This window comes from Bradyrhizobium sp. 139, assembly GCF_023074175.1.
In the GTDB taxonomy this organism is placed as follows: domain Bacteria; phylum Pseudomonadota; class Alphaproteobacteria; order Rhizobiales; family Xanthobacteraceae; genus Bradyrhizobium.
The window spans coordinates 41,590-54,020 of the sequence record NZ_JADPKS010000074.1 but is presented as its reverse complement, the minus strand read 5'-3'; the positions used below and the strand labels follow the sequence as shown (position 1 = coordinate 54,020).

General features: G+C 64.4%; 11 protein-coding genes. 9 read left to right on the top strand and 2 right to left on the bottom strand.

The annotated features are described in order from the left end of the window. Window positions 1-28 precede the first annotated feature (28 nt). The 5 genes from IVA80_RS18135 to IVA80_RS18115 all read left to right on the top strand — a co-directional run bounded on the left by IVA80_RS18135 (window position 29) and on the right by IVA80_RS18115 (window position 7,442). A complete protein-coding gene (locus tag IVA80_RS18135; protein ID WP_247433114.1) occupies window positions 29-1,180 on the top strand; it encodes a DegT/DnrJ/EryC1/StrS family aminotransferase in 1,152 nt (383 codons plus the stop codon). 212 nt (window positions 1,181-1,392) lie between these two features. Then, window positions 1,393-2,922: a murein biosynthesis integral membrane protein MurJ gene (gene murJ / locus IVA80_RS18130; protein WP_247432984.1), complete on the top strand. Its 1,530-nt coding sequence runs from the start codon at window positions 1,393-1,395 to the stop codon at window positions 2,920-2,922. A gap of 79 nt (window positions 2,923-3,001) precedes the next feature. Further along, the gene (locus IVA80_RS18125) at window positions 3,002-5,311 is read left to right on the top strand and encodes a xanthine dehydrogenase family protein molybdopterin-binding subunit (RefSeq protein WP_247432981.1); all 2,310 of its coding nucleotides are present in this window, start codon (window positions 3,002-3,004) and stop codon (window positions 5,309-5,311) included. 91 nt (window positions 5,312-5,402) lie between these two features. Then, on the top strand, window positions 5,403-5,852 hold the full coding sequence (locus IVA80_RS18120) for a cytochrome c (protein ID WP_346348002.1): 450 nt from the start codon (window positions 5,403-5,405) through the stop codon (window positions 5,850-5,852). A 306-nt stretch (window positions 5,853-6,158) separates the two neighbouring features. Next, entirely contained in the window at window positions 6,159-7,442 is a 1,284-nt protein-coding gene (locus IVA80_RS18115) for a cystathionine gamma-synthase family protein (protein WP_247432973.1), read from the top strand. Window positions 7,443-7,534: 92 nt separating this feature from the next. Here the strand turns inward: IVA80_RS18115 and IVA80_RS18110 are convergent, their stop codons facing one another. Next, window positions 7,535-7,954 (bottom strand): CHRD domain-containing protein, encoded by a 420-nt coding sequence (locus tag IVA80_RS18110; RefSeq protein ID WP_247432969.1) that lies wholly within the window; start codon window positions 7,952-7,954, stop codon window positions 7,535-7,537. 153 nt (window positions 7,955-8,107) lie between these two features. On the opposite strand from IVA80_RS18110, the gene IVA80_RS18105 reads away from it, so the two are divergent. Further along, window positions 8,108-9,034, top strand: coding sequence for a c-type cytochrome (locus IVA80_RS18105; RefSeq protein WP_247432966.1), 927 nt, complete (start codon window positions 8,108-8,110; stop codon window positions 9,032-9,034). A 133-nt stretch (window positions 9,035-9,167) separates the two neighbouring features. On the opposite strand, the gene IVA80_RS18100 is transcribed toward IVA80_RS18105, so the two are convergent. Next, entirely contained in the window at window positions 9,168-9,413 is a 246-nt protein-coding gene (locus IVA80_RS18100) for an Lrp/AsnC ligand binding domain-containing protein (RefSeq protein ID WP_148744076.1), read from the bottom strand. Window positions 9,414-9,567: 154 nt separating this feature from the next. Between IVA80_RS18100 and thiD the strand changes: the two genes are divergently transcribed. The 3 genes from thiD to IVA80_RS18085 all read left to right on the top strand — a co-directional run bounded on the left by thiD (window position 9,568) and on the right by IVA80_RS18085 (window position 12,414). Next, entirely contained in the window at window positions 9,568-10,368 is an 801-nt protein-coding gene (thiD, locus tag IVA80_RS18095; protein ID WP_247432963.1) for a bifunctional hydroxymethylpyrimidine kinase/phosphomethylpyrimidine kinase, read from the top strand. Window positions 10,369-10,558: 190 nt separating this feature from the next. Beyond that, window positions 10,559-11,371: a UDP-2,3-diacylglucosamine diphosphatase gene (locus tag IVA80_RS18090; protein WP_247432961.1), complete on the top strand. Its 813-nt coding sequence runs from the start codon at window positions 10,559-10,561 to the stop codon at window positions 11,369-11,371. Next, entirely contained in the window at window positions 11,371-12,414 is a 1,044-nt protein-coding gene (locus IVA80_RS18085) for a glycosyltransferase family 1 protein (protein WP_247432958.1), read from the top strand. Before IVA80_RS18090 ends, IVA80_RS18085 begins: the two co-directional genes overlap by 1 nt. Window positions 12,415-12,431 lie beyond the last annotated feature (17 nt).

The window sequence follows — 12,431 nt, the reverse complement described above, 5'->3', positions numbered from 1 at the left end:
GTCGACCGCTCAAGAAGTGCAAGGCGCCATGAACCAGCATCTGCGTTCCGATCCCATTCCCTTCATCGACGTCGCCTCGCAGCGCCGCCGGCTCGGGGTCTCGCTCGATGCCGCCGTGAAGCGCGTTCTCGACCATTGCCAGTTCGTCAATGGCCCTGAAGTCGCCGCGCTCGAGGCGCAGCTCGCGGCCTATTGCGGCGCCAAGCACGTGATCGGCTGCGCCAGCGGCACCGATGCGATCCTGATGGTCATGATGGCGAAGAATGTCGGCCCCGGCGATGCCGTGCTGTGTCCGTCCTTCACCTTCATCGCAACTGCCTCGCCGGTGGCGCGGACCGGTGCGACGCCTGTTTATGTCGACGTGGATGAGGCCACCTTCAACATGAGCCCGGAATCGCTGAAGCGCGGCATCGCGACGGCCCGCAAGGCCGGGCTCAAGCCTGTCGCGGTCATTCCGGTCGACCTGTTCGGGCAGCCTGCCGATCACGACGCCATCGCCGAAATCGCCAGGGACGAAGGCCTGTTCGTGCTCGACGACGCCGCCCAGGGTTTTGGCGCGAGCTACAAGGGCCGCAAGCTCGGCACAATCGGACTCGCCACCGCGACCAGCTTCTTCCCGGCAAAACCGCTCGGCTGCTTCGGTGACGGCGGCGCGATTTTCACCGATGACGACGAGCTTGCGGCGACGCTGCGCAGCATCCGCGTGCACGGGCAGGGCGTTGACAAATACGACAACGTCCGCCTCGGCCTGACCGGCCGACTCGACACCATGCAGGCCGCGATCCTGATCGAGAAGCTGACAATTTTCGATGACGAGATTGCCGCCCGCAACAAAGTCGCGGAGCGCTATGCGCGGGGTCTGTCCAATGTCGTCACCGTGCCGCGTCTTGGCCCCGGCAATAGCTCGGTCTGGGCGCAGTACACGATCCGTCTCCCGAAGGGCACCGAGCGCGATGGCTTCGCCGCCGCGCTGAAGGCGCAGGGCGTGCCGACCGCGATCTATTACGGCAAGTCGATGCATCAGCAGACCGCCTACAAGCAGTATCCGGTCGCCGACGGCGGCCTGCCGGGCTGCGAAAGCCTGTCGCAGGACGTCATCAGCCTGCCGATGCACCCCTATCTGACCGAAGCCGATCAGGAGCGAATCATCGCGGCCGTACGCGGCGCGCTTTCAACCTGATTTCGCCGTTTTCTTCACCTCTCCCGCTTGCGGGAGAGGTCGGATCGCGCACGCGATCCGGGTGAGGGGTCTCTCCTCTGGGGGGCTCCCCCTTGTGGAGACACCCTCTCCCCAACCCTCCCCCGCAAGCGGGGGAGGGAGTACAGCTTCCTCGCGGCTTGCACCTAGACCTAGCACCTAGACCTAATCTCGCCATGCTCTAAAACAGACGCATGCTCGGACGTATCTTCACGGTTGGCGGATATACGCTGCTCTCGCGATTGACGGGATTTGCCCGCGACATCATGCTCGCGGCGATCCTGGGTGCCGGTCCCGTGGCCGACGCCTTTTTCGTGGCGCTGCGGCTGCCCAATCATTTCCGCGCGATCTTCGCCGAGGGTGCATTCAACGCGGCCTGGGTGCCGGCCTATGCGCACGTCCATGGCGAGCGCGGGGAGGGGGCGGCAAGACTGTTCGCCGATCGCATCTTCACGCTGCTGCTGGCCTCGCAGGTGGTGCTGCTGATCGTCGCCTGGCTATTCATGCCGCAGGCCATGAGCATTTTGGCGCCCGGCTTTAGCGAGGACGCCGAGCAGCGCAGGCTCGCGATCGAGCTGACGCGCATCACCTTTCCTTATCTGCTGCTGATCACGCTGGTCACGCTCTATGGCGGCATGCTCAACGTGATGCAGCGCTTCGCGAGTGCCGCGGCGGCGTCGATCTTCCTCAACATCTCGATGATGATGACGCTGGCGCTCGCCGCCTGGTTTCCCGGCGCTGGGCACGCCGCCGCCTGGGGCGTGCTGATTTCGGGCTTCCTGCAATATTTCCTGCTCGCGGGCGATCTCGCGCGCCATGGCGGCCTGCCGCGCTTTGCCCCGCTCAGGCTCGATGAGGACGTCCGGGGCTTCTTTAGGGCGCTCGGGCCTGCGACGCTGGGCTCGATGGGCACGCAGGTCGCGCTGTTCGCCGACACCATTATCGCGACCTTCCTGCCCGCCGGTGCGCTGTCGGCGCTCTATTATGCCGACCGCCTCAACCAGCTCCCGATCGGCGTGATCGGCATCGCCATCGGCACGGTGCTGCTGCCGGAGATGTCGCGGCGGATCACCGCCAACGATCATGACGGCGCGATGAAGGCGCAGCGCCGTGCCTTCGATTTCACGCTGCTGTTCTCGGTGCCGTTCGTGGCTGCCTTCATCACCGTGCCCGAGGCGATCATGCGGGCGCTGTTCGCCCGGGGCGCCTTCTCGAAGGCCGATGCCGCCGCGGCAGGCGCCACGCTCGCCGCCTACGCCATCGGCCTGATCCCCTTCGTGCTGATCCGCAGCGCGGTCGCGACCTTCTATGCGCGCAAGGATACGGCGACCCCGGTTCGTGCTTCCTTGACCGGCATCGCGGTCAATGTCGCGCTGAAGGTTGCCTTGATGGGATCGCTCGCCCAGATCGGCCTGGCGCTGGCAACCGCCGTCGGCGTCTGGACCAATCTGCTGCTGGTGCTCTTCTTCGCGGTGCGGCGAGGCTTTCTCGTGCTGGACCGCGCTTGGCTGATGTCGCTCGCCAAATTCTTGCTGACCGGGATCATCCTCGCCGCCGCCTTCTGGCTGATCGCGCGTTTCAGCCCGACGACTTTCGCCTCCATGCAGGCGTTCCGGGACGAATTGACGCTGGTCCTGCTGGCCGTCGGGGGCACCATCGTCTACGCGCTCGCGATCCTCGTTCTGTTCGGCCGCCGCTGGCTGGTCTTGCTGGTGCGCGGCTAGCTTTTTCGCCAACCTGTTTGCCTTGTCACTTTTTCCACGGCAATATGCCGGCAAAACAACCATGCGGAATGGAGAGAAAATGGCAGCCCCCATCAAGTTCGGCGTCGGCCAGAGCGTGCTGCGCAAGGAGGACGATGCACTGATCCGCGGTAAGGGCCGCTATACCGACGACTACGCGCCGCAGGCTGCGCTCCGCTGCCTGATGCTGCGCTCGCCGCACGCCCATGCCAAATACACCATCGATGCGAGCCGTGCCCGCACGCTGCCCGGCGTTGCGCTGATCCTGACCGCCGATGACGTCGGGGATCTCGGCAATCTGCCCTGCCTGTTCAATCTCGAGACCGATCCCTTCACCGGCCCGCCATACCCGATCCTCGCCAAGGACGAGGTGCGCCATGTCGGCGATTCCATCGCCTTCGTCGTGGCCGAGACCATCGACCAGGCCCGCGACGCGATCGAGGCGATCGACGTCAAATGGAGCCCGCTGCCGGCGGTGACCGGCGTCGTCAACGCGGTCAAGAAGGGCGCGCCGCAGGTCTGGCCGGACAAGGCCGGCAACGTCCTGTTCGACGTCTCGATCGGCGACAAGGCGGCGACGGAAGCCGCTTTCGCCAAGGCGCATGCGGTTGCCGAGATCTCCATCGTCAATCCGCGCGTGGTCGCGAGTTTCATGGAGGCGCGCGCCGCGGTCTGCGAATACGACGCCAAGAACGATCATCTGACGCTGACCGTCGGCAGCCAGGGCAGCCACCGCCTGCGCGATATCCTCTGCCAGAACGTGCTCAACATCCCGACCGACAAGATGCGGGTGATCTGCCCCGACGTCGGCGGCGGGTTTGGCACAAAGCTGTTTCCCTATCGGGAATACGCCCTCCTGGCAGTCGCCGCGCGAAAACTGAAGAAGGCGGTGAAATGGGCGGCCGACCGCACCGAACATTTCATGGGCGACGCGCAGGGCCGCGACAACGTCACCACCGCGAAGATGGCTCTGGCCGAGGACGGCAAATTTCTCGCTATGGATTGCGACCTGATGGGCGACATGGGCGCGTATCTGTCGACCTTCGGGCCCTACATTCCGCATGGCGGCGCCGGCATGCTGCCGGGCCTCTACGACATCCAGGCCTTCCACTGCCGGGTGCGCACGATCTTCACCAACAGCGTGCCAGTCGACGCCTATCGCGGCGCGGGCCGCCCTGAAGCTGCCTATGTCATCGAGCGTCTGGTCGATGCCTGCGCCCGCAAGCTCGACATGACGCCGGACGCCATCCGTCGCAAAAACTTTATCCAGCCGAAGGCGCTGCCGTACAAGACGGCCACGGGCAAGGTCTACGATTCCGGCGACTTCGCCGCGCATCTGAAGCGCGCAATGGAGATCGGTGAGTGGAAGGAGTTTGGAAAGCGCGCAAAGTTAGCGAAGAAGAACGGCCTGATCCGCGGCATTGGTCTTGCGAGCTATGTCGAGGTCTGCGGCACCATGGGCGAGGAGACCGCCAATGTGCGGATGGATCCCAGCGGTGACGTCACGATCCTGATCGGCACCCAATCGAGCGGGCAGGGCCACCAGACGGCCTATGCGCAGATCGTTGCCGAGCAGTTCGGCCTGCCGCCGGAGCGTGTGCACATCCACCAGGGCGACACTGCCGAGATCGCGACGGGCCTCGGCACCGGTGGCTCGGCCTCGATTCCCACGGGCGGAGTTTGCGTGGAGCGTGCTGCGGGCGAGCTGGGCAAGAAGCTGAAGGAGTTTGCAGCGCAGGCGCTGGAAGCCAGCGCCGGCGATCTCGAGATCTCCGAAGGTGTGGTGCGTATCGCCGGCACCGACCGTTCGATCTCGTTCGCCGACCTCGCCAAGCGTCCGGGTGCCGACCCGTCGAAGCTGAACGCGAGCGCGACGTTTGCCAGCGCCGACGGCACCTATCCCAACGGCACACATCTGGCGGAAGTCGAGATCGATCCGGCCACCGGCATGATCAAGATCGTCAACTACGTGATCGTCGACGATTTCGGCAAGACGCTCAATCCGCTGCTGCTGGCTGGGCAAGTGCATGGCGGCGCCATGCAGGGCATCGGCCAGGCACTGATGGAGCAGGTGATCTACGGCGCCGGTGACGGCCAGCTCATCACCGCGACCTACATGGACTATGCGCTGCCGCGGGCTGCCGACGGTCCAGCCTTCGTGTTCGAGACCGCCAACGTCCCCTGCAAGACCAATCCGCTGGGCGTCAAGGGCGCGGGCGAAGCCGGCGCGATCGGCTCCTGCCCGGCCGTCGTCAATGCCATCGTCGACGGGCTCTGGCGCGAATACAAGATCGACCACATCGACATGCCGGCGACCCCGGAGCGGGTGTGGATTGCGATCAACGAGCACCATCGCCGCCACAGCCTCTAAGCGGCGTTCTCCGCGGCGGGAATAAACGCCCGCCGCCGGGTTCTATCCATGATGGCGCTCCCCAACCTCTACGAGCCGGAGAAACAAGCCGATGAAACGGACGATGATTGTCGTGAGCACCCTGTTGCTGGGTGCGGGCGCCGTGATGGCGCAGCAGGAGATTGCCGTTCAGCAGGACAATCTGATGCGCTCGATCGCCAAGAACCAGTATGGCATCATCCAGAAGATGACCAAGGGTGAGATCCCCTACGATCAGAAGGCGGTCGATCAGGCCATCGCGAGCATCGAAGCCGACGTCGCCAAGATCGCAAAAACCTTCGAGGTCAATCCCAAGCAGGACGTGGTGAACGCCACCTACGGCGCCTCACCGAAGGTCTGGAAGAGCAAGGCCGATTTCGACTCCAAGATCCCGCCGGTACAGAAGGCGATCACGGACGTCAAAGGCAAGATCACCGACGTGGCGAGCCTGAAGGCCGCGTACACCGCGATCAACGATCGCTGCACCGACTGTCACGAGACCTATCGCGTCAAGCTGAAGTAGCGGCACGCACGACACCACAAGCTCAGCGTCATCACCCGCGAAGGCGGGCCAGTACGCCGCGGCGCTGCTGGGGACGTTTGACGTCTCTGGAATACTGGATTCCCCGCCTTCGCGGGGAATGACAGGGGAGGCGCAGCAAATTCCATTCGCAGGGCCTGACGGATCGCTGTCAGAGCGGCTATCTTCAGCTCGGCCGCCGCGGCGTCGATGCGAGCTGTTGGATGCTGGCGCATCTGGCTCCTGACGACTTCATGACATCAGGAGTTCCAACGCGGCGAGGATCTGAATCAAACAGCGAGACAGGCCATGGCGAAACCGTTTCCGTCGAAGACCCACATCGGCAACCATATGCTGCATCCCGAAACGCTGATGCTGACCTATGGCTATGATCCGCAACTGTCGGAAGGGGCCATCAAGCCACCGGTGTTCCTGACCTCCACCTTTGTCTTCAGGACGGCCGAAGACGGGCAGGATTTTTTCGATTTCGTCTCCGGCCGGCGCGAGCCGCCGGAAGGCATGGGTGCGGGCCTGGTCTATTCGCGCTTCAACCACCCCAACAGCGAAATCGTCGAGGACAGGCTCGCGATCTACGAGCGCACCGAGAGCTGTGCGCTGTTCTCATCCGGCATGGCGGCCATCGCAACCACGATCCTGACTTTCGTCCGCCCCGGGGACGTCATTTTGCACTCCCAGCCGCTCTATGGCGGGACGGAAACCCTGCTGACGAACACGCTTGCGCGTCTGTCGATCGGCGCCGTCGGCTTCGCCGATGGCGTTGATGAAGCTACGGTCAGCCAGGCCTCGGAGGAGGCCATGCGCAAGGGTCGGGTTTCGATGATTTTGATCGAAACCCCGGCCAACCCGACCAACGGGCTGGTCGACGTCGCGATGATGCGCCGTGTCGCAGAAGCCATCGGAAAGACCCAGGGGCATATTCCGATCGTCGCCTGCGACAATACGCTGCTCGGACCGGTGTTTCAGCGGCCGATCGAGCACGGCGCGGATATTTCCTTGTACTCGCTCACGAAATATGTCGGCGGTCATTCAGACCTGATCGCGGGCGCCGCGCTCGGCTCGAAGGCGATGATGAAGGGCATCAAGGCGCTCCGGGGCGCCATCGGTACCCAGCTCGATCCGCACTCCTGCTGGATGATCAACCGGTCGCTCGAGACGCTGAGCCTGCGTATGGAGAAAGCCGATGCGAATGCACGTCTCGTGGCGGACTATTTGCGCGACCACCCCAAAGTGGCCAAGGTTCACTACCTTGGTCATCACGAGGAGGCCTCGCCGGCCGGACTAGTGTTCGCGAAGCAATGCCTCGGCGCGGGATCCACGTTCTCGTTCGACATCGTCGGCGGCAAGGCGGCGGCCATGAAATTCCTCAACGCGCTGCAGATACTCAAGCTGGCGGTGAGCCTTGGCGGCACGGAATCGCTTGCGAGCCTGCCCGCAACCATGACCCATTCCGGCGTTCCGGCCGACATTCGCCGGAAAATCGGCATTCTCGATTCCACGATCCGGCTGTCGATCGGCATCGAAAACCCGGCGGATCTGATCGCGGATCTCGCGCAGGCGTTGAACGCGGCTTAAGCGCGATTGACGCGAGCGCGCGCCAAGCGGCGGCTGAAAAAATCCGGGCGCCCCTGCGAGCGCCCGGCCTTGTCTCCTCGACGTGGCAGTACTTACTTCGTCACCTGACCGCGAATCTCGCCGCCCGGATTGGCCGCGGTGTGGATGTTGACGTAGAGCTTGCCGGCCAGGAGATCTGCGGCCTGCGCCTCGGTGAGCGTCGCGCTGCCTTCGACCGGACTTGAGGTGGCATTGGGGATTGCGACTGCGACGCCGGCGTTCTTGCCGGTCTCGGCGGGGCCGTGGAAGTGGGCGGCGGTGGCGGGGCCGGAGAGTCCCGAATAGGTCACCTTCCAGGAGAGCTTCTTGCTGCCGGCGTCATAGTCCAGATCGGCCGTGCCGGTGGCACTGCTGGTGTTGGCGGGCACCTCGGACTTGCCGTCGAGCGTCGCCTTCAATTTCTCCGCGCAGGCCGGACCGGCAAAAGCGATGGCCGCTCCGAGTGCAAGCGTGACAAAAACGGGCTTGTTCATGGTCGTCTCCCTGTTGGCGTCTGATGCTGTCAATCTGCAAACAGTGCGGGTTTGATTTTATTCCCGCCGGCGGATCAAGCCATCTAAATTATTCGTGGCTGGAGCGGGCGCGAACTGACCCGTAAATTCGCTTGATCTGGATGGAATGCCTCAATGCTGCGACGAACCCTGCTTGCCGCCGTCCTTGTCGCCGTCGCGGCATTCGGCGTCTATTGGTGGCTGACGGCTCCGGCTGCGCTGGCGGTCCCGCTGCCGTCCCGCGCGCCTGATCTTGCCAACGGGCAGGAGATCTTCAACGTCGGCGGCTGCTCGTCCTGTCATGCGGTCCCCAACCAGCCCGATCGTCTGCGGCTTGGCGGCGGCCTGCCGCTCGGCTCGCCGTTCGGGACGTTTTACGCGCCCAACATTTCCCCCGATCCCACCGACGGCATCGGGCGCTGGCGCGAGACCGATTTCGTCAGCGCCGTGATGCGGGGCGTTTCGCCCGAGGGAACGCATTACTTCCCGGCATTTCCCTACGCGTCCTATCATGTTGTGGAGCTGGACGACGTACGCGATCTCTTCGCCTATCTGAAGACCTTGCCGGCCGTGCCGGGCAGGGTGCGCGATCACGACCTGCCGTTTCCCTTCAATATCCGCCGCAATGTCGGGATCTGGAAATTGCTGTTCATGGACAGCCAGCCGTTCGTGCCGGATGCAGCGCGCTCGCCGCAATGGAATCGCGGCGCCTATCTCGTCAATGGCTTCGGCCATTGCGCGGAGTGCCACAGCCCGCGCAACCTCCTGGGCGGCATCATCACCGCGCAGCGCTTTGCCGGCGGACCCAATCCGGCAGGCGAGGGTTGGGTGCCGAACATCACGCAAAAAGGCATCGGGGAATGGAGCGAGAAGGAGATCGCCGATTTTCTCGAGACCGGCGAGATGCCCGAAGGCGACAGCGCGTCGGGCGCGATGCGGCCGGTCATCAAGAATCTGGCGCAGCTCACGCCTGAGGATCGCGCCGCGATGGCGGCCTATCTGAAGTCACTGCCGCCGGTCGATGGACCGACGCCGCCAAAACGCAAGCAAGGTGGCGCCTGAGGCCGGACCTTGCCGATTGACACGAGATCGATCGGCTCTAATCGGAATGTGCGTCACAATGGGGGGCGGCCACTTTGTGCAATTGTGGCTGATGGTCTCGACGCGTGGTTTTGCTTGCGTCAATTTCAGGCAGCTAGCTCGCGCCGAACGCCTTGAAGGTGATGATGGTGAGGGTGTCCTGAATGCCGGGCAGCACCTGGACCCTCTCGTTGACGAAGTGGCCGATGTCGGTGTCCTTGTCGACGTAGAATTTCACCAGCAGATCGTACTGTCCGGCGGTGGAGTAGATCTCGGAGGCGATCTCGGCTTCGGCAAGCGCGTTGGCGACCGTATAGGACTGGCCGAGCTTGCATTTGATCTGGACGAAAAAGGGAACCATTGCAGTCACTCCGAAGGCACATCTGGCGGCTAATAGGCCAAAACCGGCCGGATTTAGCAAGCGGACTTGCTGCCTCCGGGCGCAAGCAAACTTGCTGCCTCCGGCCATGCGCGCTAGGACGGATCATGGCCCAGAACCAGCAGAAAACCGCCCCATGACGACGCCCGTGGCGCTCACCATCGCAGGCTCCGATTCGAGCGGCGGCGCCGGCATCCAGGCCGACCTCAAGACCTTTGCGGCGCTCGGCGTCTATGGCGCGTCCGCCATCACGGCGCTAACCGCGCAGAATACGCGCGGCGTCACCGGCATTCACGCGGTGCCCGCCGAGTTCGTGACCGCGCAGATCGACGCGGTGTTCTCTGATCTGGACGTCGGCGCGGTGAAGATCGGCATGGTGGCGCAGGCCGCCAGCATCGATGCGATCGCGGCCGCGCTGTCGCGCTGGGCGCCCCGGCATGTCGTGCTCGATCCCGTCATGGTCGCAACCTCGGGCGATCGCCTGCTGGCGTCCGACGCCGTCGATGCGCTGCGCACAAAACTGATGCCGCTGGCGTCGGTGATCACGCCTAATCTGCCCGAGGCCGCTGCTCTTCTCGACGAGCCCGTTGCGGCAAGCGAGGCCGAGATCGAGAACCAGGGGCGACGCCTGCTGGCGCTCGGCTGCCGCGCCGTCCTGATCAAGGGCGGGCACGGTGAGGGCGTCGAGAGCATCGACTATCTCGTCGATGGCGAAAACACGATCGCGCTCGCCGCGCCGCGCGTCGCCACCCGCAATACTCATGGCACCGGCTGCTCGCTGTCCTCGGCGGTCGCTGCAGGGCTGGCCAAGGGCGAGGATCTCGCGGGCGCCGTGCAGAACGCCAAGGCCTGGATCAGCGCGGCGATCGCGGCCGCCGACCGCTTCAGCGTCGGCCAAGGCCACGGGCCGATCCATCATTTCCACAAGTTCTACTGACGTGGGCTTCGCGCGCAGCGACGGCCCGTCGTTACGCCCTTTGGCGGGGCGCCTGCGGCGCGATGTCGCCTGATTGTCGCATGCGACTGATATTCGCGGGGAGGGCGAGGCTAGATTTGATTCGTATCTGAGGGTGCCTCAAGGCTAATCGGTCATCCCCCTGTCACGGGATATTGTTACAGGCTGTCGCATGGGAAGTTACGATGTGAGTGACGGGAGCCCTGAAAGGCGCTTCCGCACCTTGTTCATCTCCGACGTTCATCTCGGAGCCCGCGGTTCTCAAGCCGACCTTCTGCTCGACTTCCTGCGCTTCCACGACGCCGACACGATCTATCTCGTCGGCGATATCGTCGACGGCTGGGCGCTGAAATCGAGCTGGCACTGGCCGCAATCGCACAACGACCTGGTCCAGAAGCTTTTGCGCAAGGCGCGCAAGGGCGCCAAGGTCATCTACATCCCCGGCAACCACGACGAGTTCTTGCGCAACTATTACGGCACGCATTTCGGCGGCATCGACGTGGTCGAGAACACCGTCCACGCCGGTGTGGACGGCAAGCGCTATCTCGTCATCCACGGCGACATCTTCGATCTGGTGGTACAGAACGCGCGCTGGCTCGCCCATCTCGGCGACAAGGCCTACGACTTCGCGATCCAGATGAATCGCTTCGTCAACTTCTTCCGCCGCATGTTCAAGGTGCCCTACTGGTCGCTGTCGCAATGGGCCAAGCAGAAGGTGAAGAACGCCGTCAACTATATCGGCGCGTTCGAGCAGGCGCTCGCCGCCGAGGCGCGGCGCCACGACGCCGACGGCGTGATCTGCGGCCACATCCACTACGCCGTGATCCGCGACGAGGGCGGCATCCGCTACATGAACTGCGGCGATTGGGTCGAGAGCTGCACCGCTCTGGTCGAGCACGACGACGGCCATTTCGAGATCATCACCTGGGCGGATCAGGTGCAGAAGCCGGCAGCTGTCCCGCAGGTCTCAGCAAAGGCAGCCTGATGCGCATCCTGGTCGCGACGGACGCCTGGCACCCGCAAGTCAACGGTGTGGTTCGGACGCTGACCAAGCTTGCTGACACCGCCAATGGGCTCGGCGTCGAGTTCACGTTCCTGACGCCGCAATCGTTCCGCACCTTCGCGATGCCGAGCTATCGCGACGTGCGGCTCGCCATGCCGCGCCCGGCGCGAATCGCGAGGCTGATCGAAGCGGCGCGGCCGGACAGCATCCACATTGCGACCGAGGGGCCGATCGGCCTGATGGTTCGCCGCTACTGCCGTCAGCGCAAGCTGCCGTTCACGACCAGCTTTCATACCCGCTTTCCTGAATATGTCCGCGCGCGCGTGCCGGTTCCGGGCTCCCTGATCTGGCGGGCGCTGCGCCGCTTCCACAGCCCCAGCCGCGCCGTGATGGCGGCGACGCCTGCGCTCGCCTGCGAGCTTGGCGAGCGCGGCTTTGACAATGTCGTGCTGTGGCCGCGTGGCGTCGACACACATCTGTTCCACCCCCGTGCGATCGACCTCTGCCTGCCGGCGCCGGTCTTCCTGTCGGTCGGCCGCATCGCGGTGGAAAAGAACCTCGAGGCGTTTCTCGATCTCGATCTGCCCGGCACCAAGGTGATTGTCGGCGACGGCCCGGCGCGTATCGCGCTGGAAGAAGCCTATCCGGATGCGATCTTCCTGGGCGAGAAGCACGGTGAGGCGCTGGCGGAGATCTATGCGGCGGCTGATGTGTTCGTGTTTCCCAGCAAGACCGACACCTTCGGCCTGGTCCTGCTGGAAGCCCTGGCAAGCGGCCTGCCGGTGGCGGCGTTCCCCGTGAAGGGGCCCCGCGATGTGATCGGCGATGCGCCGGTCGGCGCGCTCGATCACGATCTGCGCAACGCCTGCTTCGCCGCGCTCGACATCTCCCGGCCGGCCTGCGTCGAATTCGCCGCCGATTATACCTGGGAGGCCTCGGCCCGGGCCTTCGTTGACAGCATTTTGGCGGTCGGCGCGGTGCTATCAGGCCGGAACGGTGCGGAACAGGCTCGCTTCGTCGCCTAAAATCCTCGCGCGGAGAT